This is a genomic window from uncultured Planococcus sp., assembly GCF_947501725.1.
In the GTDB taxonomy this organism is placed as follows: Bacteria; Bacillota; Bacilli; order Bacillales_A; family Planococcaceae; genus Planococcus; species Planococcus donghaensis_C.
On sequence record NZ_CANMXD010000017.1, the window covers coordinates 1 to 25,189 of the forward strand.

Sequence of the window (25,189 nt, forward strand, 5' to 3'; positions counted from 1 at the left end):
TCTGTCCAGCTCCAACGGCCAGCTCCTCGGGTCATAAGCCACTCTGGCTGTGCGGCTGAAAACATGCCACTTCGCCAGATCGTCTTATGCCTGTCGGAGCTGAGCGGCCGTTTCCGCTTTTCTTTCTGTCCAGCTCCAACGGCCAGCTCCTCGGGTCATAAGCCACTCTGGCTGTGCGGCTGAAAACATGCCACTTCGCCAAATCGTCTTATGCCTGTCGGAGCTGTGCGGCCGTTTCCGCTTTTCTTTCTGTCCAGCTCCAACGGCCAGCTCCTCGGGTCATAAGCCACTCTGGCTGTGCGGCTGAAAACATGCCACTTCGCCAGATCGTCTTATGCCTGTCGGAGCTGAGCGGCCGTTTCCGCTTTTCGTACTACAAACAAGCCAAAATTGCTTTTTTTGATTCTTCTGGCACGTAATGCTTTTCGCGGAAGACATTGTATTGCTTCGAGCGGATGGTTGTCAGGATTTCACGGTATACAAGTGCAGCCCCTTTGACTGGGACTCTTGAAGATAGCGGATAGTCCTGTATGGTTTCAAATGCTTTCTTATAATGGAATTCGGCTTTTTCCGCAAGTTCTTCCCACACGGCAATAAATTGCGGGCTGACTATTTCAGAACGCAGCTCATCTTCACATAACTCATATTTTCCCATGATTTCTTCCGGCAAATAAATCCGTCCCATTTCCAGGTCTTCCCCAATATCACGAAGAATGTTGGTGATCTGCATTGCATAACCGAGTGAAATGGCGCCTTCTTTCAGAATCCCTGTTTTTCCCGGTGCCAAAATCGGCAACAGCATCAAGCCGACCGTGCTCGCCACATGGTAGCTGTAGTTCAACAGCTCTTCCATGGTCCGATAGCGGTTGATGGTCAGGTCCATTTCCTGTCCCGTGATCAATCCCCAAAATGCCTCGACATCCATTTCATAGTTTTCAAATACATGTGCCAGGGCCACCCACATCGGATTTTCGAAATCGTAGTTCCCATTCAAAAATTCGTTGAAATCCACTTTGAACTGTGCAAGTTCTTCTTTGGAGTTGAGTCCTTCATCCACTATATCGTCCACTGTCCGGCAAAATGTATAAACCGCCCAAACAGCTTTACGTTTTTCCTTAGGCAATAAGGAAAATGCCTTGTAAAAGCTTTTCGAATGCGTAGCAATGACTTTTTCACAGGAGATATAAGCATCTTTCAAATTCATCATGTCATGCACTGCCCCTTTCCTTTGCAAAATCGCCTTGGATTTGCTCTGCCAGCAGCTTTGCACCTTGCATGACAATTGGAATGCCTCCTCCAGGGTGTACAGAAGCACCAACCGCATACAAGCGATCTGTTTTGTATGGTTTGACTTGGGGACGGAAAACACCTGACTGGAATAAGGTTGGACCGATTCCGAAACTGCCTCCTTTAAACAAGCCGAAAGCCTCAGCTTCTGCAGGCGTCCGGACTTCCATCCATTCGACCGCTTCCCGGAAATCCGGAAAAGCCAATTCTTCCATTCGGTCAATGATTCTGTCGATCCATGCTGTATCGCTCGCCCAATCGATATCTGTTCCTGAAGGCACGGGCACCAGTACATACATAACACCTTTTCCTTCAGGAGCAAGTGAATCATCTATCTTCGAGGGATGAAAAGTGTAGATTGCCGGGTTTTCAGTCTTCTGCTTCTTCATAAATACATCATCCATATGGTCCTCATAGCTATCGCCAATGAAAAATTGATGGACATTTCCTTCTTCATATACCTTATTCAATCCGAAATACAGTAGCACGCACCCTGAGGAAGCTGTATAGCTCTTCTTCTTCTGTTCCGGCAATACTTTTTCAATACCAGGGAAATCGCCATTATAAACAATCGCATCGAATGCTTCAAAGCCGTCTGTTGTTTCAATCCCTTTAGCTTTTCCGTTCTCTGTGACAATCCGTTTTACTGCAGTATTTTTTTTGATGGTCAAGTTCTCACGTGACCGCAACGCTTTCTCCAAGGTTGGGATAAGACTTCCATAACCGCCTTTTAAATAATATACCCCATGTTCGTGTTCACTAAAAGGAACAAGCGAATACATCGCCGGGGCACGGAAAGGATCTCCACCGATATACAAGGACTGCAGAGAATAAGCTAATTGCAGCCGTTCATCCCGAAAATAATTTGAAGTGAGTTTTTTGACTGACTGCTGAGGCTTCAGCTTAAGCAGTTTTTTTATATTTGCAGCTGTAAAAAAATCGGCTTTATTGACAAATGAATGCTCTAAAAATGAGGACTTGCCGATTTCAAAACGCTTGCGCCCTTCTGAAATATACCGTAGAAACCCTTCTTTTTCAGCTGGAAAGACGTTTTCAATCTCTTCCAGTTGACGATTGATATCCGGATATTTTGTGTAGACTGTTCCATCTGAAAAACGGATGGAATAAAGTGGATCGCATAATAGTAATTCGATGTCCTCAGCCGGAATCCCTGCCTGCTGAAGCAAGTCCTGAAACATTTCAGGCAATAAGACAATCGTCGGGCCCTGATCCACTTTAAAACCGTCTCGCTCGACGAATGTTAACCGGCCGCCAAGCTTTTCTTCTTTTTCAAAAATAGTGACGTCGAAGCCCATATTGGTTAAATACAAAGCGCCCATCATACCGCCGACGCCGCCACCGATCATCGCGATTTTCATGCAAATCCCTCCAATGCCGGAAGAGGCAAGATCGGGATGCCTTTTTTGCCATGCTGCTCAAGGATGCCGTTCGCCGTAATACGGGCAGATTCCAAAATAGTCGGTAATCCGCTTCCAGGATGAGTGCCCCCGCCGACCAACCAGCAATTCCCCAATTCTTCAAATTTATTGTGCGGACGAAATACCATCATTTGTGTTAATTGATGCCCAAGATTGAATGTTGCTCCCTGGTAAACCGAATAATCTTCCTGCCAGCCCATCGGTGTCAACATTTTTTCAACTTCAATATGATCACGCAGATTCTTGAATTCCGTCTTTTCTTCTATAATATCAAGCACCAATTCACGGAAAGCATGCTGCTCTTTTTCCCAGCCGATATCACTGAAGTTATTGGGTACAGGGGCTAAAATATACAGCGCTGATTTTCCTTCAGGCGCTAATGTCGGATCGGTGACACTGGCATTCTGAACATAAATGGAAGGATCTGCAGAAAGGATCCGCGATTTTGTCATCTCTTCAACGTTTTTCTTGTAATCTTTCGCAAATACGATGGTGTGATGGGAAAGGTCGTACTTTTTATCAAGACCCAGATACAGCATGAAGGTGGAACACGAGTATTTTTTCTTCGCCAGTTTCTCCGGCGAGTACTTTTTCAGGATTCCCGGTTCGACCAGATTATTCATGGCATGGGCAAAATCACCGTTTATGATCACCTCGTCCGCTGCTTTACGTTCGCCGTTTTCAAGGTCTACTCCTTTTACTTTGCGGTTTTCAATCCATAATTTTTTAACACCTGTACTGGTGTGGATTTTGCCGCCTAGTTCTTCCACTACTTTGGCCATCGCTTGCGAGAGCTGGTTAACCCCACCGATTGGATGGTAGATGCCGTAAGCATGTTCCATATAGGAAAGAATCGAAAAAGCACCGGGACATTCCCATGGCGACATACCCAAATATTTAGATTGGAAAGCAAAAGCCATTTTCAAGCGCTCATCCTTAAAATAGCGGGACAATACATCATACAATGTTTTATTCACTTCGAGTTCCGGCAAAGCTTTCAGGACTTTCGGATGGACCATTCCAAAATAACTGTCCATCTTCGTTTGCAGAATCGGCGATAAAGCTTCCAGTTTCTTTCCAGTCTCTTTCATAAAACGTTCATATCCGTCGCCGTCACCTTTGAATTTTTCATTGATCTGTTTTTTCATTTCCTGGTTATTGCGTGTCATCACCAGTTTCTGATCTTCAAAAACCAACTCATACATGGGATCCAGTTCAACCGCATTCATATAATCTTTTAAATTGCGGCCGGTCGCTTCAAACAACTCTTCCACTAAATGCAGCATGCTTAAAAAGGTTGGCCCTGTATCAAACGTGAAGTCCCCAAGACGCAACTCTGCGTTTCTTCCCCCTATCCATGCCTGCTTCTCATAGACATCCACCTGGTATCCTTTACTGGCCAATAACATAGCTGCAGCTAAACCACCAGGCCCGGCTCCGATCACAATCATTTTCTCCGACATAACAGATGCCTCCATTTCAAATTACCCTAAATAACTCTACATTTATTATACAAACATTATACCGCCTAGCTTTTAAAAAGACTATTTATTTGAATTTACCCTCTTTTCCTATTTTTACTTTATTCATCAAGCATTTATTTTGATCCGGAGGTGACCAGTGAGATGCGGAAGAATAATCTACTGATTTTATAGCATTCCATAAAAAAATCCGGCTCATGTTTATGAGCCGGATTTTGCTTATTTCAATATTTTTATTTTTACGTTTTTGCGTCCCCACTTGAGTGCATTGCTTTGAGTGGGAATAAAGACATCAATTTTATTTCCTTTAATCGCACCGCCTGTATCGCCTGCGACTGCATAGCCATAGCCTTCAACATGGACTTTTGTCCCCAATGGAATTACCTTCGGATCTACCGCGATGACTTTAAGCCCCGGATTTTTCTTTAGGTTAAGCCCTGTTCTGGTAATGCCGGAACACCCTTTGCAATACGCCGTGTAGGCAGTTGCACTTACTGTAAATTCTTTAGCTACCGATCCGCTTGTCGAACGGGAAGGCGTCGTTTTTTTGGAAGCTGGCTTTGCTGAAGATTTTTTCAATTGAAGCTTTTGTTTCGGATAAATGGTATCGGATTTTAGTCCGTTCCAAATTTTCAAATTGCTGACTGAAACTTTTTGCGTTTTTGAAATCTTATATAATGTGTCCCCGCTTTTTACTGTGTATGTATTTGATGCGGCTGAACTTTCAATCGAAGTGCCTAGGAATAAAATCAGTGCAAAACTTAAGACTGCCAATAGTTTTTTCAATCTGCTATCCCCTTTGCTTTTTGTAAGTACAACTAAAATAGCACGGGAATATTACAGACACGTAACAATAAAGGGCATGTTTCATTACAATACGGCTTCATTATATGACATAAGTATTGAATAGACTCTTTTAAAAACCTAAATAATGGCATTAAAAAAGACTTTTATACTATTTCAAATGATGCAGCCCTCTTTTATTTCCGGGGAAATAACAAAAGCACGAGCTCTATTCAGCTCGTGCTCACTGTTTATTTATTGGCTTTATGCACTTTTAATGTTTTTCCTTTTATCGTCTTATCTTTCATGGCTTTCAGCACCATCGGTCCTTTGCCATTTAAAATATCGATGTAAGTTACCGTATCCTGGATCTTGATGATCCCGATGTCTTCAGCAGTTACACCTGGAATACTTGTGAGTGTTCCGACGAAATCAAAGGCACGCAGCTTCTTTTTCTTGCCGCCATTAAAGTACAGTTTAAGGATATCTTTATTGACTTGCTCATTTTTATTTTTCTTCAGCTTCGGACGGCTTTCCAGTTTTTCTGTAAATGCCTGCATCGCTTCATCCACTTCACCAGGTGAAGGAGCTGTTCTGCGCGGAATCTCAAATCCGATATAATCTTCGATTTCAGCCAGGAATTTATCTTCGTTTGGTGTAACGAATGAAATCGCTCTTCCTGTTTTTCCAGCGCGGCCTGTACGGCCTGCACGATGGACATAGCTTTCTTTTTCCATTGGCAGGTCATAATTAATGACATGCGTAATACTGTCGATGTCAATTCCACGGGCAGCGACGTCGGTCGCCACCAAATAGCGGAATTCACCGCGTTTAAAATCGTTCATGACTGCAGTACGGTCTTCCTGCAGCATGCCGCCATGCAACTTATCGCATGTGTAATAATGCTTTTCCAATTGCTCCATGACAAAATCGACATTGTCTTTGGTCCGGCAGAAAATAATGCAGCTATCCGGATTTTCGACGATGGTTATGTCACGCAATAAGGAAAACTTTTTCTGTTCCGCTACAACAAACAGCGAATGATCAATTTTAGCTGTCAGGTTTTCCGCAGAAGCAATTTCAATATGCTGGGGATCGATCATGTATTTTTTCTGCAGCTTTTCTACGTTTTCAGGCAAAGTTGCTGAAAACAACATCGTAGTGCGTTGCTTCGGCAATTTGTTGATGATTGCTTCCACTTGCTCCACGAAGCCCATATTCAACATTTCATCCGCTTCATCCAGAACCAGATACTCGATCCGTTCCAAATTCAATGTTCCACGCTCGATATGATCAAGCACTCGGCCTGGCGTACCAACCACAACATGGCATTTTTGCTTGAGTTCAGCCTGTTGGTATGCAAATGGCTGTTTGCCATAAACTGCCGCTGCTTTAATGCGTTTGAAGCGTCCGATATTCGTTAAATCCTCTTTTACCTGATCTGCTAATTCACGCGTCGGCGTCAAAATCAAAGCTTGAGGCTTATTTTCTTCCCAATCGACCAATTCACAGATCGGAATTCCGAAGGCAGCAGTCTTCCCGCTTCCCGTTTGGGACTTCACCGTTATGTCAGTCTTTGAAAATGCGACAGGAAGAACTTTTCTCTGCACTTCTGTCGGCTCCGTATAACCAAGCCCCTCAAGGGCCTTTACGATTGGTTCACTGATGCCGTATTCTTTAAATTGTTTAGTATTCATATTCGCTCTCCATCTCCGTTCAAAAATTTCAGGTTCTTCTATTATCGCACGGATTTGAAAATTCTGCTGTTAAACGATTATTAAGTTTTATCCCCTCATTGATCCATCAGGCTTACAGAGACTTTAACATCCAAGGACTGGCTGCCCCCGCGGTAAACGCCCTGAACGGGGCTGACATCATTATAATCCCGTCCAACTCCAACACGGATATGGTTTTCCAATGCTTCAACGTTATTAGTCGGATCCAAACCAACCCATCCAATGCCCGGCACCATCACTTCCACCCAAGCATGGCTTGCTGCGTCTCCGACCAGTGCAGAGTTTTCACCCACATACAGGTAGCCGCTGACGTAACGGGCAGGTATATGCTTGCTGCGCAGGATGCCAAGCATAACATGCGTGATATCCTGACAAACACCTTTTCTAAGCTCAAAGGATTCTTCCGCCTTCGTAGTGACAGTTGTCGATTCCCCATCATAGGTGAAATGCTGGTGAATGTATTCCATCACATCAATTGCGTATTGGACTGGATTCTTCATCATTCCCAGTTCCCGGTCAATTTGGCTCATTTGTTCAATCGTTAAATACGTATAAGCTGTATTACTTAAAAATGCCAGATAGTGTTCACCGAATAATTGAGAATGAAAAATGGCACTCATTTCTGGTGAATAATCAATCCGGTGGATAAATGGACTTTTTTGGATGCTGACAATGGACGTTGTCTTCACTTCCAGGTGCTGATGGTGCTCCGCGATAAAAAAGGTCTCCACATGGTTCCCCCAAATATCGATATGTTCCTTGGTTAAGGAAGCCGGGGTGATTTCTGCACGATACGATAAGAGACGTTGGCATTCATCGGTTCTCGGCTTTAAACGAATCGAATTCATACTCTGATCCACAATGGTTTCGTACTCAAAAACATTCGTATGCTCAACTTTATATTTCATAGATGTTATTCCTTTCGTGCCCATGCTCTGTGATTGGCTGGACTTCATCGGTTTTGTCTCGGAGTCGCTTAAATAGTAGGTTTTCGAAAAAATCTGTCCGACTTCATTGCAGCCATTCTGAAATTCATTCAGAAAATCCATAATTTCATCTGAGTCAAGCTCATCAATATTGATTTCTTCAAATTCTTCCTGCAGCTGATCCAGTTTTGCATAAAGCTCCCAGGAATAATGAGAAATTTTCCCGCCTTCCAGCTCATCGATGGCTCTGCGGACATGAGTCAGACAGTAGCGGATCGACCTCGGGAAATCCGTATTGGCAATCAGGAAAGTCAGGACCTTCTTCGGGTTCATCTGTGGAGGATTCATTTTTAAATAGGCATTGTAGCCGTTTGTCATCCGCAAAGCAGCCAACCAATAATAATAATCTTCGGATTGCGCTTCGAGCACCCGTTCTCTTGTACGCTCACAAACCACATTTAAAATACGCGCTGTTTTCTCCGCACGTTCCAGCCATTTGGCGATTTTAATGATTTGATAAGCTACTCCCCGCGACATGGAAGATTCTACAATGCCCTGAGTGGTCAAAGAGGTCAGTTTGACATGCTCAAGGAATTCACGCATTTCTTTGACTGTGCAGTGTTGCTGATCCATTTCCTTTAAAGCCAAATAACAGCCGTTCCAGGCTTCCCAGTAATCATCGGGAATATGGTCTCTGCTGATTCTTGCGTTTTCGCGAACGACTTTTACACAGCTTGCAACGGAATTGAAATTGGTTTCTTCCATTGCTAAATAATGGACAAGCTGGTCTTCCTGGTAACTGGGCATCGATTTGATCTGCTCCATCGTTTCTGTCGAAGCACAAATTTCATAAATCAGCTTCCAGTCACTGTCCCCAATCAGCTCTTCATCAGCTGCTTCAATCATCTGCAATAATTGTACATCCAGTATACGGGCGTTATTCTCCGCCCTTTCAACGTTTCTCGACATCCAATACAAAGAATTCGCTACACGGCTAAGCATCAGGCGTCCCCCTCTTCTTCTCTTTTCTTGAACACCCATGTATCCTTCCCGCCGCCACCCTGTGAAGAGTTTACAACGAGTGAGCCCTCTTTTAAGGCAACCCGCGAAAGTCCGCCTGGCATTACATGCGTATCAACTCCCCGGACCACAAAAACCCTTAAATCGACATGGCAGGGATAAAACTCTTCTCCCTGGTATGCAGGAGCCCTCGATAATTTGATGGTCGGCTGCGCAATATACTGGTGAGGGGCTTCAATGATTTTTTCGCGGAATTTTTCAATGAGCTCTTCCGACGCATGTGGTCCAACCAGCATATCGTAACCGCCTGAAGCGCCGACATTTTTGACCACTAATTCGTTCAAATGATCCAATACCCACTCCCGTTCTTCCGGTTTATCCAATAGATAAGTTTTGACATTATCGATTATGGGTTCTTCATCCAGGTAGTATCGGATCATATCCGGCACATAGGCATAGATGGCTTTGTCGTCTGCCACACCATTACCGATGCCATTAAGAATAGCTACATTGCCTTTTCTATAGGCCAGCAATAATCCGGGAACACCCAATGCTGAGTCGGCCAGAAACGCTTCAGGATCCAAATAATCGTCATCAATCCGACGGTAGATGATATCTACACGCTTCAGGCCTCTGATCGACTTCATATAGACGATATTCTTTTTGACGATCAGATCCCGGCCTTCCACCAGGTCAATCCCCATCTGCTGCGCTAGAAAGACATGGTCATAATAGGCAGAGTTGTACATCCCCGGTGTCAATAACACGGCAAAAGGCTTTTCTTTTCTCGATTCCGGTGCATGATCCAATATGGCTTGATGCAGGTGGGAAAGCTGGTGCTCGAGGGTATGAACCGATTGACTGGCGAAAAATTCGGGGTAAACCTGGCGCATGACATATCGATTTTGATACACATAGGACAAGCCTGACGGATTACGCAAATTATCTTCAAGCACATGATATTTGCCGTTCTCATCCCGGATCAGGTCAATTCCAGCTAAAAAGATGTGATTTTTCAGCGGGATATCAATCCCTTTCACTTGTTCTTCGTAATAGTATGGATTTTCTTCGACTAACCGTCTTGGAACAATACCATCCTGCAGAATCCGCTTTTCATTGTACACATCTTCCAAAAATTGATTGAGCGCTTCCGCTCGTTGGATCATCCCTTTTTCAACCACTTCCCACTCTTCAGAAGGAATGATGATTGGAACAAAATCAAAAGGCATCGTTCTTTCCGTGCCGACATTATTGTTATATACAGTGAACGTGATGCCTTGCCTTAGAAACGACAATTGAGCTGTCTCATGCTTTTCTCTCAGCTCTTCTTCCGAAAATCGCTGGAGTACATCGAAGAATTTTTGGTAATGTGATTTCGGTTTTCCTTTCGGTGTAAACATTTCGTCAAAAAATGCTCCCGTAGAATACGTTTTAAACAAACGAACAACCCCCTCAGTACATAGAATATTCAGATAAAACGAGTTAAGAAAAAAGCTATGCCGTTTCTAGAAACGAACATAGCTTATCCTGGTTCTATTATACCAAACTTACTTTTTGAATGTTGAATCATTTGAGGATGAGCTATCTTTTTTCGAAGAGTCATCCGATAGATCCTTTTTCAGGGAATCCGTGTATTCGGTACTTCCTCCATATGGCTTGTTAGCTTCAGAAGAAGAACTTCCGGAAGAATTTGTTTTACCGAATGTTGAATCATCCTTTTTTGACGAATCGTCTGATACATCTTTTTTCAGGGACTCTGTATATTCGGTGCTGCCCCCATAAATTCCGCCTGTCGGCTTATCAGTATTAGGAGAAACATTGCTTGATGAACTTGTTTTGGATTTGTCGGTTGAACTGCTGTCCTTATCTGCATTTCCGCCAACATCGTCCTGAAGCGTCTTATTGGCTTTATCCAAAGCGTCTTTTTCTTTGTTCATCATATCCTGTTGCGCATCTATTGCTGTTTTTACTTTTTCCACCGCTTTGTTGACCGTCGGCTTCACTTTATCAACCATACCGCCTGATTGCTCATTTAAACGATCGAGCCCTTTTTTGATGTTGTTCTTCATATCTGCTTTACTGGTTTGAGAAGTTCCGCCTGTTTCAGTTTTCTGCTGCGTCATTGCTGCACCGATTAATGCACCAAGACCGATCAATACAAGTTTACCGAACATGCCGCCTGATGAATTTCTGGCCATTTGAATCTCTCCTCTTCGTTTTTGTATAGTCACTGTGTATAAAGTATTGACTAAATTGCATGTTTTTAAACATTTTGGACAAAATAAAAGACACCTCGAACTGTCTTGGGTGTCTGGGTTCAGCATCTATGAACTTAGTCTTCCTTCTTCTTTTAAAACCTGTTCGAAAGCCTTCACAACTTCCTCATCATATTGAATCCCAATCAGACTGTTGATCTCAGCCATCGCATATTCAGCAGTAAAGGCAGACCGATAAGCCCTATCCTCTGTCATTGCATCGAAAGTATCGCATACGCCGATAATTTTTGCTTCCACTAATATCTCGTCACCTTTTAATCCGAATGGATAACCTCTTCCGTTGACGCGCTCATGATGCTGCTCGACGATATCTGCTAAATCCGCATAGGCGGTTTTTCGAATCATAGCAGCCCCGTCGCCTGGATGCTTTTTCACCAACTCAAATTCATCATTTGTTAATTTACTTGGTTTCTTGAGAACTTCTTCCGGGATGTTGATTTTGCCTATATCATGAAGGATGGAAGCCAAAAATAAACTCTCTATCTGCTCTTTCCCTAACTTCATTTTTGCTGCAGTTTTAACGGCATAGTTGGCCACTCGCGAGCTATGATTAAATGTGTAACGATCTTTCTTTTCAACAGCTTCACCAATTTTTCTTAACTCACTAATCATATTACTTAAATAATGAAAGACGGGAGTGGTGGAAACTGATAAGAAAGTTATTTCTTTTAGTACTGTAAAATGGATTGCAGACTCTAAGTTCTTGCACGAGAAAAAATCATCCGTACTTAACCTTAGAATATCACCGTCAATCTCTGCTTCCACTTCGCCAGATAGTATATAGAAAAACTCTTGGGCATCCTCCTGATCTCCTGGAAAAAGCATAAAAGTACTACCTTGCATTACAGTTTGCTTCATCAATTCTATTCCACTTCCACGTCCTAAAAGATCGAGTGTGGTTGAGCCATTTTTCACTTTTTCAAGATGACCGTTTGTTAGTATATCCAAGCCTTTCACGCATACACTTCCTTTTCCAAAAAAATATGAGAGCAGAGAATACCGCCTCTACTCTCATATTACTCTACTTAAGGTTTTTTAGACAACTAGTTTACCAAGCTATCACAACAATAGGATCTATCATAGCAAAGCGATCAGCAAACTCAACTCGAACCAATTCAGGTCTTGTATTGATTCCTGCTTCTCTGGCATTTTTCATTCCAGTTTTAGTCATTTCTCTTGTAGTTGCTTTTAGTTCATTTATCAACGCATTCACTTCTTTATTGTAAGAAGAGTACAGTTTATTTTTTTCTGAAACGTGATCAGCAGTAGCTGCCGCTTTTTCATAAGCCGCGAACAAAACATCCGATTGGTCTTGGACAAGTTTGATTTCAGCTTCAATATCCATATTTACCTGATGAATAGCATCTATAGCTGCAGTAATTGCTGGAGTTTCTTCCTTTTCTACACTCCCTGCTGCAAATGCACTCGTACCCAACACCATTGCCATGATCAACGAAAATAATACAGCAACTAAACTCTTTTTAAACATATTTATTCCCCCTATTTCGTTTGTTATTAGCAGCGCATGAAATTCCAATCTTTTATGAGTGAACGTGAATAACATGTCACTATAAATTGACTTAAAATACCAGCTCTCACCTTCTATAGTATATACTTTATAGACATTTCGCACAACCTGTTATTGCACTATTTAGATAAAAGACACAACCTTTACATTGGCGAAATCTTTCGGGAGCGCTTTGTAAGCAAATAGACATTATTGAAGCTTCACATGTCCATAATATTGTTTCCGAGAACTTCATATGCAATGATTTATCACTTCCCACCATAAAAAAGTAGCAGCCGGACTCAATGATGAGTCCAACTGCTACTTTCTTTCAAAAAATATTCATTTTGCGCACTTACTATGGCAATACAGTAGTTCCCATAAGGAATCGATCGCATTCACGTGCGGCTTCACGGCCTTCATTAATTGCCCAAACGATCAGGCTTTGGCCACGGCGGACATCTCCTGCCGCAAACACGCCTTCTACGTTGGTAGTGTATTTTCCATATTCTGCTTTGACGGTCGAATTCACTTCAGTCTCTACTTCCAGCTGCTGAATCAAGTCCTGTTCAGGTCCACTGAAACCGATGGCAATCAAGACCAAGTCCGCTTTCCATACTTTTTCTGTACCTGGAATTTCTTCGCGGATCCGATTGCCTTTTTCATCTATCTTCAGTTTTACATTTACGGTATGAACTTCTTTGACTTGTCCGTCTTCATTGCCGACGAATTTCTTTGTCATGACTGCATAAGCTCTCGGGTCTTCGCCAAAAGTTGCAGCCGCTTCTTTATGCCCGTATTCAATACGGTGAACTTTCGGATACTGGGGCCATGGATTGCCCTTTTCATCGCGAATAGCTCCTTTTTTATCATAGACATCAAACTGCACAAGACTTTCGCAATCGTGGCGAACAGAAGTGGCTAAACAGTCCGTTCCCGTATCTCCGCCGCCAATGACGATGACGTTCTTGCCTTTAGCCGAGATGAAGTTGCCGTCTTCGAAATTCGAATCCAGCAGACTTTTCGTGCTGGCATGCAGGAAGTCCATCGCAAAATGAACGCCATCCAGCTCACGGCCTTCTACGTCGATATTGCGGTGAACCGTTGAGCCTGTACACATGACAACCGCATCGAAATCTTCCTTCAATTTCGAAGAAGGATAGTTTTTCCCTACCTCTACACTCGTAATGAAAGTGATGCCTTCTTGTTCAAGAAGATTCACGCGTCTCGTCACCATATCGTATGACAATTTCATCTCTGGAATCCCGTATGTCAGCAATCCGCCTACGCGGTCGCTTTTTTCAAATACCGTCACCAGATGTCCTGCTTTATTCAATTGAGCTGCAGCAGCGAGTCCGGCAGGGCCTGAACCAATTACCGCCACTTTTTTGCCGGTCCGTGTTTTAGGCGGTTCGGGAACAACCCAGCCTTCCGCAAACCCACGCTCGATAATAGAACGTTCCACTGTGCGGATGGCTACCGGCGGTTCGTTGATTCCCAATACACAGGAACCTTCACAAGGAGCCGGACACGCCGTCCCTGTAAATTCCGGAAAATTATTTTTAAGGTGCTCGCGGTGCAACGCTTCTTTCCATTGTCCGCGATAAACAAGATCATTCCATTCTGGGATGAGATGGTTTACAGGGCAACCGGTCGTTACATTGTCCAGTTCCATTCCGGTATGGCAAGTCGGCACTCCACAGTCCATACAGCGCGCGCCTTGTTTTGCCACTTCTTCATTCGACAAAGGGATTGTATAGTCATTCCAATCTTTTGTCCGTTCAGCCGGTTGGCGCTCTTTGACTGTTTGTCTGCCATATTCCATAAATCCTGTTGGTTTCCCCATTGTTTCCCTCCTACTCACGATTTCTCATGATGAAATCTACAGGTTTCCCTATTTTCAAGAAACCTGGATTTTTTATTTGGTTGTGATTTCAGCTCTGCTTTTGGGCACTTTCGCTTTTCTTTTGTCCAGACTCCAGCGCCTAGCTCTTCGGGATGTAAGCCGATCTGGCTGTGCGGCTGAAAACATGCCACTTCGCCAGCTCATCTTACACCTGTCAGAGCTGAACAGGCACTTTCGCTTTTCCTATTTCGCGGCGTTAGCCATTTTGCTTTCTTCAAAAGCAGCCATTTCTGCTTCAGATTTCGCCATGCCGCTGCTTTGCAATTTGTTGATTCGTTCATTGATTTGCAGGTAAGCTTTTGGAATGACGCGTACAAATTTAGAAGTATAAATGTCCCAATGCGCCAGTAAACGGGTTCCTTTGGCGCTGCTTGTATAATGAACATGTTTTTGAATCATTTCACGCAATTCTTCGATTTCCGCTGGATCGGCAAGCGGTTGTAGATGAACCATTTCTGCATTGCAGCGTTCACTGAACGTACCTTCTTCATCTAGTACGTACGCTACTCCACCAGACATACCGGCCGCAAAGTTTTTGCCGGTTTGTCCCAGAATCGCTACCCGTCCGCCTGTCATATACTCACAGCCATGATCACCGACGCCTTCAACAACAATTTTTGCTCCGCTGTTTCTGACTGCAAAACGTTCACCAGCGACGCCATAGATATAAGCTTCACCGGCAGATGCACCGTAGAACGAGACATTACCGATGATGATGTTGTTTTCCGGAAGGAAAGTTGAATCCAATGCCGGATAAACCGTAATTTTACCGCCTGACAAACCTTTTCCGACGAAATCGTTGGCATCACCGATCAGATTCATCGACATTCCTTTTGGAATAAATGCTCCAAAACTTTGTCCGGCAGACCCTTGGAAGTTCAAGTTGACCGTGTCTTCAGGCAAGCCTTCCGCGCCATAGCGTTTCGAAATGGCACTGCCGACAATTGTTCCTGTCGCTCTATGGATATTGCGGATCGCTGTCGCCACTTCTACGCGCTCTCCAGTTTCAATGGCTTTTCGGCAACGCGGCAGTAGCTCCTGGTAATCGAGCGTCTTTTCCAACTCATGATTTTGTTTGATGGTTGCATAGCGTCCCACTTTTTCGGGAAGGTCTGGCTGATACAACAAGGCACTCAAATCGATGCCGCCTGCTTTCCAGTGATCCACTGCCTGATTGGCTTCGATAACATCAGTACGGCCGATCATTTCATCAATTGTACGGAAGCCAAGTTCCGCCATCAGCTCACGTGTTTCACGTGCGATAAAGCGCATGAAATTTGCTACGTGTTCCGGGTCTCCACCGTATTTCTCGCGAAGCTCCGGATTTTGCGTCGCAATGCCGACAGGGCAAGTATCCAAATGACAAACGCGCATCATAACACAGCCGAGTACGACGAGAGGGGCGGTTGAAAAGCCGAATTCTTCTGCGCCTAATAGAGCCGCTGTCACTACATCGCGGCCAGTCATCATCTTGCCGTCAGTTTCCACAACAATCCGATCGCGCAGACCATTCAATAGAAGAGTCTGGTGCGTTTCAGCCAAACCGATTTCCCATGGCAGACCTGTATGTTTCAAACTTGTCTTCGGTGCCGCTCCTGTTCCGCCATCGTAGCCGCTGATCAATACGACATCTGCACGGCCTTTTGCTACACCGGCTGCTATCGTTCCGACACCTACAGCCGATACCAGTTTAACGCTTATGCGTGCATTTGGATTTGCGTTTTTCAAGTTGAATATCAATTCAGCTAAATCCTCGATTGAGTAGATATCGTGATGCGGCGGTGGTGAAATCAATTCAACACCTGGAGTAGAACCGCGTACTTCTGCAATCCACGGATACACTTTCTTGCCCGGCAAGTGTCCGCCTTCTCCCGGCTTCGCTCCCTGGGCAACTTTGATTTGGATTTCGTCGGCGTTCACAAGGTAATGGCTGGTTACGCCAAAACGTCCGGATGCCACCTGCTTGATGGCACTGCGGCGATTGTCGCCATTTTCGTCAGGGATAAAACGGGAAACTTCTTCTCCGCCTTCTCCCGAGTTGCTTCTTCCACCAATACGGTTCATTGCGACAGCGAGTGCTTCATGTGCTTCTTTACTGATGGAACCATAAGACATAGCGCCTGTTTTAAAACGCGCACAGATTTCTTCGATTGTTTCTACTTCCTCAATCGGCACCGGCGTCTGTTTCTTAAAGGACATCAAGCCGCGCAATGATTGAAGATTGGCTTTTTCATCAGTCAAAAGATTAGTGTATTTCTTAAAGACGTCGTAATTATTGGTGCGGCATGCATGTTGCAGCGTATGAATCGTTTTCGGATTGTATTGGTGATTTTCCCCATTTTCACGGTATTGGAATTCGTCGCCCGACTCCAATGCCTGGTCGTCTCCCTGGGCAACCGGATAAGCTGCCGCATGTCTCATAAGAACTTCTTTGGCGATGATGTCGAGGCCGATTCCACCAAGACGTGAAGAAGTACGCGTAAAGTATTTATCGATGACGTCCATATGGATACCAACAGCCTCAAAAATTTGTGCTCCACGGTAGCTTTGGATGGTGGAAATCCCCATTTTGGAGAGAACTTTGATGATGCCATCTGTAACGGCTTTTACGTATGTCTGTTCTGCTTCTTCGAAAGTCATATTCGGAATATCTTCTATTTCAATCAAGTTCTCGATCGTATCAAAAGCCAGGTAGGGGTTAATGCCCTCTGCTCCATAACCGAGAAGTGCCGCAAAGTGGTGGACTTCCCGTGGTTCTGCAGATTCCAGCAAAATACTCATTTGTGTACGGGTTCCTTTACGGATCAGGTGATGATGCAAACCTGATACAGCCAGAAGCGCAGGAATTGCTGCAAATTCTTCGTTTACACCGCGGTCAGACAAAATAAGCAGTGTGGCGCCTTCTCGAAGCGCTTGATCCGCTTCTTCAAAGATCGTGTCCAATCTTTGCTCCATGGCTTGCGCTCCAGCATTCTTGTCGAACAGAATCGAAATCGTGGCAGATTTGAAATCCGGGATATCCTGCTGACGCAATTTCTCAAGTTCCGCATCCGTTAAAACTGGTGTTTCCAATCGAATGTGGCGGGCACTTTCAGGAGTCGGCTGAACAAGATTCCCTTCCGCACCGATCGTAGTACGTGCTGCAGTAATAATATGTTCACGAATCGCATCAATTGGTGGATTAGTGACTTGGGCGAACAATTGCTTAAAGTAATTATAGAGAAGCTGTGGCTTTTTCGATAAAACAGCTAATGGGGAATCATAGCCCATTGAACCGACAGGATCTTTACCATCGGTTGCCAACGGCTTGATGATTTTTTGGACTTCTTCCATTGTATAACCGAAAGCCAGCTGACGTTTGATCAAAGGTTGTGCATTGTCAGAGTTCGAAGGTTTCACTGGTTCTGGCAGATCATCCAAATCGAACATATTTTTTTCAATGAAATCTTTATAAGGCAATTCTCCCGCAATTTGAAGTTTGATTTCTTCATCAGGAATAATTTTGCCTTCCTCTAAATCGACCAACAGCATTTTACCTGGGCGCAGACGATCTTTATAGATGATGTCATCCGCAAAAATATCCAATGCGCCAACTTCTGAACCCATGACGATCATGCCGCTCTTTGTCACATAATACCGCGCCGGACGAAGGCCATTGCGGTCAAGACAAGCGGCAATCTGTTTACCATCAGTGAAGACGAGCGCAGCCGGCCCATCCCAAGGTTCCATTAATGTGCTGTGATACTCGTAGAAATCACGTTTTTCCTGTTTGATGGTTGGATCATTGACCCAAGGTTCCGGCACCATCATCATCGCTGTATGCGCCAGAGATCTTCCAGACAAATGCAAAAATTCAAAGCAGTTGTCGAACATGGACGAATCACTGCCGGTTTCATCGATGACAGGCAAAACTTTATGGAGCTCCTGTTCAGTGAATGCAGGAGATGCACAAAGCATCTGACGGGCACGCATCCAATTGACATTTCCTCTTAAGGTATTAAATTCACCATTGTGGATTGAATAGCGGTTAGGGTGTGAACGCTGCCAGCTTGGGAAGGTATTCGTACTAAAACGAGAGTGGACGAGAGCCAAGGCCGATTTAAATTCGGGATGGTTGAGGTCAATATAAAACGAGTCCAGCTGTTCCGGGATCAGCATGCCTTTGTAGACGATGGTCCCTGCTGAAAGACTGCTGAAGTATACATCTTTAAACTCTTCTTTTCCGACCATGGCCTGTTCGATCCGCTTGCGGATAATATATAACCGGCGTTCAAGGTCAATCCGGTTTTCCAATCCGTGCGCAGCACCGATAAATACTTGTCGGATAACAGGCTTGGTTTTTGAAGCGACTTTACCAACGAACGAATCATTCACTGGAACCGGACGCCATCCAAGACAAATTTGTCCTTCTTCCTGAACAATCTGATGGATCATTTCTTTTGTCTTCATTCGCAGGTCATAATCCTGTGGCATGAAGAGCATACCGATTCCATACTTTCCTTCTTCAGGCAATGTAATGCCTTCTTTCTCACATTGCTTCAAGAAGAAACGATGGGGAATCTGAGTTAAAATTCCAGCGCCGTCGCCTGTGCTTGTATCGGATGATTGGCCGCCGCGATGTTCCAGGTTACACAATATATTTATGGCATTTTGAACGATTGCATGTGACTTTTCCCCATTAATATTGGCGATCATCCCTATCCCGCACGCTTCGTGCTCTTGATCTGGATGATACAGCCCTTGTGGGATTGGATACTCTTTCTTGCTCATCAAACCGCCTCCTTCATTACACTCATGTGTCATAATGTTTTGATAGTATATCATAAGTCTGAATATATATACAATTCCCCCAAGTAAAAAAATAGAATTTCTGCGACTAAAACCCCATGATTACGTTGAAAACGCTTCCATTTTAACCAATCGAAATTAACTGAAGTCATTATATTTAAGTGCATAATTATACAAGTCTGATAATTTATAAATAAAAAAACCCCGTTTTATACGGAGTTTTTGTACTTATATTTATTCAGTTATTTATCGCATCAAACGAATGGATCGCCTGTAAAAATGCTTCACCATATTTTTCAAGCTTATTGGCGCCTACTCCGTTGACTTCTAAAAATTCGACCTCATTTTTCGGTCTTCTCGCTACCATATCCTGCAATGCCTTATCGGAAAAAATAACAAAAGGCGGTACTCCCGCTTCATCAGCCAAACTTTTACGAACCACGCGCAATTCTTCAAATAAAGGATCATTTGAAGCAATGCGCTTCGTCACAACTGCTCCTTTTCGCAGAACCTGTCGCTTGCCCAGCAATACATCCCGCCCCCCATCCGGTACATAGATGGTCGGGAATGAGCCTTGCTCGACCGCCAAAAGTTCCTGGGATATCATGAATTCGATTAAATTGGAAACTTCTTTGGCATTTTGGTGCTTTAAAATTCCGTATGTCGACAGTTTATCGAATCCGAAATCCAAGACCTTTTTATTGCGTGATCCTGTCAGCACTTGTGCAGTCATCGCCTTACCGAATTTCTGGCCCATGCGGATGACGCAAGACAGAACCATTTGGACATCTTTTGTGACATCAAGGCTTTCCCGGTCATCCAAACAATTCCCACAATGGCCGCATGGTTCTGCTGCCGTATCACCGAAATAATGGATGATAAACTGCTGCAGGCAATTTTCGGTGTGGCAATAATCGACCATCCCCTGCAATTTCACCAGTTCTCCTGGAATACGGCTCGGATCTTGCGCCTGGTCGATCAGGAAGCGCTGAGTTTGAACATCCTGTGATGCATAGAGAACGATACACTCACTCGGCAACCCGTCCCGTCCTGCACGCCCCGCTTCCTGGTAATAGCTTTCCATATTTTTCGGCAGCTGATAATGGATGACAAACCGGATATTGGATTTATCGATCCCCATACCGAATGCATTGGTCGCAACCATGACGGTCACTTCATCATTCAGGAATCGCTCCTGGCCAAGCTTCCTTTCATGATCCGGCATGCCTGCATGGTATTTTGCCGCTTTAATGCCTTTTTTCACTAGCATTTCATAAACAGAATCCACTGTTTTTCGAGTAGCTGCATAGATAATGCCTGCTTCTTTATCATTTTTCTCTACATACTCTTTCACAAACCGCTCCCGGTCCTGTCCGCGTATGACGGAAAACGTCAAATTAGCCCGTTCAAATCCGGTCATGATGGTATGCTGTTCTTCAATGTTCAAAATCCGGCAAATATCTTCGCGAACCTGAGGGGTTGCTGTAGCCGTCAAGGCCAGTACTGTTGGATTGTTCGGAAACAATTCCGTCATACGGCTGATCAGACGGTAGCTTGGGCGGAAGTCATGGCCCCATTGGGAGATACAGTGAGCTTCATCGACCGCAATCAGCGGCACATGGACTCCTTGCAGCTCATTAAGGAACATTTCCGAATCCAACCGCTCCGGCGCAATGTACAGCAGTTTGATGGCACCGCGCTGCACATCCATCAGCGTCTCCCTCACTTCGTCGAAATCGAGGGAACTGTTTATATAAGCAGCCGGAATCCCAGCTGCCAAAAGTGCATCCACTTGGTCTTTCATCAATGAAATCAAAGGCGACACGACAATCGTGGTCCCTTCCATGACAAGCGCCGGTATTTGATAGCACATGGACTTGCCTCCGCCTGTCGGCATGACACAAATCGAATTATGGCCTTCAAATACCTGCGTAATGGCTTGCTCCTGGCCGATCCGGAAGGACTCATAACCAAAATGGGACTGCAGTAATTTCTTTGCGCTTTCCAACAAAATTGAACACTCCTAATACTCGTATGGTATGAGTTAGCTTACCACATTTTAGCACCTTTTTCTTCGGTTAAATCCTGGAAAGCATTGCTTCACAGACACAAAAAAATCATCCCTAAGCCTAAGCTCTCAGGACGATTCTTTATTTTTCCAATTTCTCAAGCAAAAAGAAAAAGGGCTGCTTATCTCCTTTAAGATCCATCATGCCGAGCAACTTTCCATCAGCAATTTTCCGCAAATGATCATGGATCGGCAAATGGTCATAAATGATGGTTGCACTTAACTTGCCGCGGAACTCAACCATCCGCATGCGGGCTTCACCGCCTGTCGCTTCCGATAGCTTCCGCTTTGTCATGAACGGCACAGGATCAACCGCTACCACTTTTCCTTTTCTGATTTCAAAAAGCAGCGGATCCACATTGTCCGCATCACGGAATTTCTTGCCGTACCATCTCAATTTCGTCAATACTCCGTCCAATGGATGGCCCGTATGAAATTCTTTTCCTTTCCAGGTTCCGAGAAGAGATTCCAAATCCACTGTCTCCAGTGAATCGAATAATTTGCAGGCAGTGTGCAAATCCGCTTTTCCTTCTTCCAGCATGGCGACAATCTCGGTTTGAGACTCCATGCTCATTCCCCCTTCAAATTTCCATTTCCCATCGTTTCGCTTCTTCTTCCTTCATCTGCTTTTCTGTCTCTTCAGGGAAAGCAGTGCGGAACTTATGTGTATCCAGCGGGATGACTTCCACCATCTTCGCAATCATCTCTGCGGGATCGTATTGATTTTTTAACGCTTTATCCGCCTCTTCCATGTCTTCTTTCCGCGTGAAATGTATGGCCTCGTCATACCATTTCCATTTCGCTTCCGCACTGCGGTCATTGAAGCCTGTCGCAAAGGCACCTGGATTGATGGTCGCCACTTGTACTCCGTGACCTTCCAACTCTTTCTGCATCGTCGTCGCTATCGCTTCGATTGCATGCTTGGTCGCCGTATACGGCCCCACGTAAGGCGTCGCCATTATCCCCGCCATTGAAGACATGAAAATAATTTTGCCTTTCCCTTTATCCACAAACTTACGTGCAGCAACCTGTGCAGTTTCCAACGTACTGAAGACATTCACCTCGAATAACTCCCTGAAATTCGACATCGGCACTTCTGAAAGCGGTCCACCTTCATTTACCGCCGCATTAGCGACGAAGATATCAAAATCGTATTCGAGCATCTGTGCCAGATCCTGTGGATTTTTGATATCCATTTTGAAGACATCCAATTCCAGACCTTTTGCAGCAGCCTCTTCACGTAATGCCGTCACCTGCGGAGCGGTTTCCACTGGCGCTATGACCTTATGTCCTTGTTCTGCAAGTCCGAATACTGTTCCTTTTGCCAATCCGCTGCCGGCTCCTGTAATGAAAATTGTTTTACTCAATTAATCCAGCCTCCTGTATTCCTTTTTTATACTTTATGTCTTCCCCGAGAAGCATAAAATAAACAGGACTTATTGGAGCCTTGGATACTTATCTGAGTTTCTATGGACTTCATGACACAAAAAATGCCCACTCCCTTGAAAAGGAATGAGCATTTTAAGCGGGCTTATGGAAAGTCAGTTCGATGCGACACCGTAACTACCCATACGGCGTTTAACTTGAATAAAAGATGCAGCTTCAGCAAGTTCGTTCTGATTCAACGGCTGGTCATCCAACATGAGATTGTAATCATTTAAAAAACTGGTATTTTGAAGATCCACATTGATTGTCCGTTCGTTGCGATCCAACAAACTGTCGACTGATATCTCAAAATAATCGGCAAGCCTTTCGAGATGCACTACAGACACTTGTTTCTTTCCACTTTCATAAGCCCAAACCGTGCTTTTCGCAAAGCCGATTGCTTCTGCCAACTCTTCAGTAGATAGTCCTTTTGCTTCTCTTAAGTCCTTGATGCGTTTGCTCAACTGTTTCATTTATACTCCTGCTCCCTAAATAATTTTCTAACTATTTTAAATATACTGCACCTTGCGCTTTTTCACAATCTTTTTTGGATAATTCTTTAAAAAAGTGTGAATAATTAGTGAACACTAACTAAAGATTACTAAATATGGTAAATAACTAGGTTTTTATAGTTACTTAATTTACCAATTTCAAAGTTGTTTAAATTGACAGGTAAATAGACACTTCATAGTTCAATTACCTTTAAATGCCATATCACCTATTAAATTTAATTGAATCCCTTCACTGGGTCTTCAAGAACCCTCCAGTAAAATTTAAGCTAAAGTTTCCAAATGCCGCATCTCCCTAGATCATTCTCTTGTCGATCAAAAGATGCCTCATAAAGTTTGGATAAAATTAATAAATAGCACTAATTTGAATTTAATAACTATTCTAATAAAGTATATTCACTTTAAATTAGATTGAAATCTCTTAAGATAAACCAAAATAACACCTATTCACCTACTTATGAAATTTATTTTGATTTTTTTAACTAAAAAAAGTATTATGTTAGAATAAACAAATGGAGGTTAGTGTAATGTCTGAAAAGTATTCTCGGCAAGAGATTGTTAAAAGTGTTCCTCAAAAAGGCTTTTTTGGCCATCCAAAAGGGCTTTTTACGTTATTCTTTACAGAATTCTGGGAACGGTTCTCCTATTATGGGATGAGAGCCATCCTGGTTTTTTATATGTACTACGAAATTTCCGACGGCGGTCTGGGACTTGATCAAACGACTGCTTTATCCATCATGTCCATTTATGGATCACTCGTTTATATGTCCGGAATCATCGGCGGTTGGCTGGCTGACCGGATATTCGGTACATCAAAAGCTGTCTTTTATGGTGGGATTCTCATCATGCTTGGACATATCGCATTAGCGATTCCAGGTAACCTTGCTTTATTTTTCGTATCCATGGTGTTGATCGTTCTCGGTACCGGTTTATTGAAACCGAATGTATCCAGTGTTGTAGGCGAGATTTACGCAGATAATGACGATCGCCGCGATGCCGGATTCAGTATCTTCTATATGGGTATTAACATGGGAGGTTTCCTTGCTCCTTTGCTTGTCGGTACTGTCGGTATGAAGATCAATTTCCATTTAGGCTTCAGTATTGCAGCTGTCGGCATGTTCCTCGGTCTGGTGATCTTCATTGCAACAAAAAAGAAAAATCTTGGACTGGCAGGAACGGTTGTGCCAAATCCATTATTGCCTTCAGAGCGTAAAACGACGATCAAAATCTTCACAATTGCTGCCGTAGTTATTGCAGCAGCTGTCGCCATCGGAATTCCGACTGGCCTGCTGACGTTCGACAGTTTTGTTGCACTTGTCGGTATTTTCGGCATTTTGATTCCTGTCGCTTATTTCACAGTTATGTACCGCAGCAAAAAAACAACAGAAGTGGAACGTTCACATCTGCTGGCATACATTCCATTGTTTATCGCATCCGTCATGTTCTGGGCAATCCAGGAACAGGGATCAACCATCCTTGCGGCATACGCGGATACACGCACGGATCTTGAATTTGCAGGGATTTCGATTTCCCCTGCCTGGTTCCAATCTTTGAATCCGTTGTTCATCATCATGTTGGCCCCGGTCTTTGCTTGGCTATGGGTTAAACTTGGAAGCAGACAACCGTCTATTCCACAAAAATTCTCACTTGGCCTGTTGTTTGCCGGATTGTCCTTCCTGGTCATCCTATTGCCAGCTTACTTCGGAGGACCAGCAGCATTAGTCAATCCACTTTGGCTTGTCCTTAGTTATTTCATCGTTGTACTCGGCGAACTCTGCCTGTCTCCGGTGGGACTATCAGCAACAACCAAATTGGCACCTGCCGCTTTTTCTGCTCAAACGATGAGCCTGTGGTTCCTATCCAACGCAGCAGCTCAGGCAATCAACGCACAATTGGTCAAATTCTATACAGTGGAAAACGAAATGATGTACTTCGGAATCATCGGGGGCGCTTCGATCGTCCTCAGTATCCTATTGTTCATCTTCGCCCCACGCATCCAGGGCTTCATGAAGGGTGTCCGGTAACAAGAAAAGTGAAA

At 44.0% G+C, this 25,189-nt stretch carries 17 protein-coding genes; 1 reads left to right on the forward strand and 16 read right to left on the reverse strand.

Going from position 1 to position 25,189, the window contains the following annotated elements; genetic code table 11:
• Positions 1-373 precede the first annotated feature (373 nt).
• The 16 genes from Q0785_RS19070 to Q0785_RS19145 all read right to left on the reverse strand — a co-directional run bounded on the left by Q0785_RS19070 (position 374) and on the right by Q0785_RS19145 (position 23,115).
• Positions 374-1,207 (reverse strand): phytoene/squalene synthase family protein, encoded by an 834-nt coding sequence (locus Q0785_RS19070; RefSeq protein WP_298833999.1) that lies wholly within the window; start codon positions 1,205-1,207, stop codon positions 374-376.
• 1 nt (position 1,208) lies between these two features.
• Positions 1,209-2,666: a phytoene desaturase family protein gene (crtI, locus tag Q0785_RS19075; protein WP_298834002.1), complete on the reverse strand. Its 1,458-nt coding sequence runs from the start codon at positions 2,664-2,666 to the stop codon at positions 1,209-1,211.
• The gene (gene crtI, locus Q0785_RS19080; RefSeq protein WP_298834005.1) at positions 2,663-4,189 is read right to left on the reverse strand and encodes a phytoene desaturase family protein; all 1,527 of its coding nucleotides are present in this window, start codon (positions 4,187-4,189) and stop codon (positions 2,663-2,665) included. The genes crtI (Q0785_RS19075) and crtI (Q0785_RS19080) overlap by 4 nt, the downstream gene beginning before the upstream one ends.
• Positions 4,190-4,426: 237 nt before the next feature.
• The gene (locus Q0785_RS19085; RefSeq protein ID WP_298834008.1) at positions 4,427-4,993 is read right to left on the reverse strand and encodes a LysM peptidoglycan-binding and 3D domain-containing protein; all 567 of its coding nucleotides are present in this window, start codon (positions 4,991-4,993) and stop codon (positions 4,427-4,429) included.
• Positions 4,994-5,241: 248 nt separating this feature from the next.
• Positions 5,242-6,687: a DEAD/DEAH box helicase gene (locus Q0785_RS19090; protein ID WP_298834011.1), complete on the reverse strand. Its 1,446-nt coding sequence runs from the start codon at positions 6,685-6,687 to the stop codon at positions 5,242-5,244.
• A 95-nt stretch (positions 6,688-6,782) separates the two neighbouring features.
• Positions 6,783-8,654: an alpha-E domain-containing protein gene (locus Q0785_RS19095; RefSeq protein WP_298834014.1), complete on the reverse strand. Its 1,872-nt coding sequence runs from the start codon at positions 8,652-8,654 to the stop codon at positions 6,783-6,785.
• Positions 8,654-10,111, reverse strand: a complete 1,458-nt coding sequence (locus tag Q0785_RS19100) for a circularly permuted type 2 ATP-grasp protein (RefSeq protein ID WP_298834017.1) — start codon at positions 10,109-10,111, stop codon at positions 8,654-8,656. The genes Q0785_RS19095 and Q0785_RS19100 overlap by 1 nt, the downstream gene beginning before the upstream one ends.
• Positions 10,112-10,219: 108 nt before the next feature.
• Positions 10,220-10,870 carry a hypothetical protein gene (locus Q0785_RS19105; protein WP_298834021.1) on the reverse strand — a complete coding sequence of 217 codons (651 nt, stop codon included), beginning with the start codon at positions 10,868-10,870 and terminating at the stop codon, positions 10,220-10,222.
• 126 nt (positions 10,871-10,996) lie between these two features.
• Positions 10,997-11,905, reverse strand: coding sequence for an HD domain-containing phosphohydrolase (locus Q0785_RS19110; RefSeq protein WP_298834024.1), 909 nt, complete (start codon positions 11,903-11,905; stop codon positions 10,997-10,999).
• A 91-nt stretch (positions 11,906-11,996) separates the two neighbouring features.
• Complete coding sequence (locus tag Q0785_RS19115) at positions 11,997-12,437, reverse strand: hypothetical protein (RefSeq protein WP_298834027.1); 441 nt, start codon at positions 12,435-12,437, stop codon at positions 11,997-11,999.
• A gap of 376 nt (positions 12,438-12,813) precedes the next feature.
• A complete protein-coding gene (locus Q0785_RS19120) occupies positions 12,814-14,301 on the reverse strand; it encodes a glutamate synthase subunit beta (protein WP_298834030.1) in 1,488 nt (495 codons plus the stop codon).
• A 243-nt stretch (positions 14,302-14,544) separates the two neighbouring features.
• A complete protein-coding gene (gene gltB, locus Q0785_RS19125) occupies positions 14,545-19,131 on the reverse strand; it encodes a glutamate synthase large subunit (RefSeq protein WP_298834033.1) in 4,587 nt (1,528 codons plus the stop codon).
• 256 nt (positions 19,132-19,387) lie between these two features.
• A complete protein-coding gene (recQ, locus tag Q0785_RS19130) occupies positions 19,388-21,160 on the reverse strand; it encodes a DNA helicase RecQ (RefSeq protein WP_298834036.1) in 1,773 nt (590 codons plus the stop codon).
• Between the two features lie 139 nt (positions 21,161-21,299).
• Entirely contained in the window at positions 21,300-21,785 is a 486-nt protein-coding gene (locus tag Q0785_RS19135; protein WP_298834039.1) for a DUF4334 domain-containing protein, read from the reverse strand.
• Positions 21,786-21,798: 13 nt separating this feature from the next.
• Positions 21,799-22,584: an SDR family oxidoreductase gene (locus Q0785_RS19140; protein ID WP_298834042.1), complete on the reverse strand. Its 786-nt coding sequence runs from the start codon at positions 22,582-22,584 to the stop codon at positions 21,799-21,801.
• Positions 22,585-22,758: 174 nt separating this feature from the next.
• Positions 22,759-23,115: a helix-turn-helix transcriptional regulator gene (locus Q0785_RS19145; RefSeq protein ID WP_223640906.1), complete on the reverse strand. Its 357-nt coding sequence runs from the start codon at positions 23,113-23,115 to the stop codon at positions 22,759-22,761.
• A 563-nt stretch (positions 23,116-23,678) separates the two neighbouring features.
• Here Q0785_RS19145 and Q0785_RS19150 point away from each other — a divergent pair.
• Positions 23,679-25,175, forward strand: coding sequence for a peptide MFS transporter (locus Q0785_RS19150; protein ID WP_298834050.1), 1,497 nt, complete (start codon positions 23,679-23,681; stop codon positions 25,173-25,175).
• The last annotated feature ends 14 nt before the right edge of the window (positions 25,176-25,189 follow it).

What these genes read in the sequence shown, in the direction of transcription:
- Q0785_RS19105 (WP_298834021.1), bottom strand. Translation starts at nt 10,870, where the DNA reads ATGGCCAGAAATTCATCAGGCGGCATGTTCGGTAAACTTGTATTGATC.
- Q0785_RS19070 (WP_298833999.1), bottom strand. Translation starts at nt 1,207, where the DNA reads ATGATGAATTTGAAAGATGCTTATATCTCCTGTGAAAAAGTCATTGCT.
- Q0785_RS19150 (WP_298834050.1), top strand. Translation starts at nt 23,679, where the DNA reads ATGTCTGAAAAGTATTCTCGGCAAGAGATTGTTAAAAGTGTTCCTCAA.
- gltB (WP_298834033.1), bottom strand. Translation starts at nt 19,131, where the DNA reads ATGAGCAAGAAAGAGTATCCAATCCCACAAGGGCTGTATCATCCAGAT.
- Q0785_RS19145 (WP_223640906.1), bottom strand. Translation starts at nt 23,115, where the DNA reads ATGAAACAGTTGAGCAAACGCATCAAGGACTTAAGAGAAGCAAAAGGA.
- Q0785_RS19090 (WP_298834011.1), bottom strand. Translation starts at nt 6,687, where the DNA reads ATGAATACTAAACAATTTAAAGAATACGGCATCAGTGAACCAATCGTA.
- Q0785_RS19115 (WP_298834027.1), bottom strand. Translation starts at nt 12,437, where the DNA reads ATGTTTAAAAAGAGTTTAGTTGCTGTATTATTTTCGTTGATCATGGCA.
- Q0785_RS19120 (WP_298834030.1), bottom strand. Translation starts at nt 14,301, where the DNA reads ATGGGGAAACCAACAGGATTTATGGAATATGGCAGACAAACAGTCAAA.
- Q0785_RS19095 (WP_298834014.1), bottom strand. Translation starts at nt 8,654, where the DNA reads ATGCTTAGCCGTGTAGCGAATTCTTTGTATTGGATGTCGAGAAACGTT.
- crtI (WP_298834002.1), bottom strand. Translation starts at nt 2,666, where the DNA reads ATGAAAATCGCGATGATCGGTGGCGGCGTCGGCGGTATGATGGGCGCT.
- Q0785_RS19135 (WP_298834039.1), bottom strand. Translation starts at nt 21,785, where the DNA reads ATGGAGTCTCAAACCGAGATTGTCGCCATGCTGGAAGAAGGAAAAGCG.
- crtI (WP_298834005.1), bottom strand. Translation starts at nt 4,189, where the DNA reads ATGTCGGAGAAAATGATTGTGATCGGAGCCGGGCCTGGTGGTTTAGCT.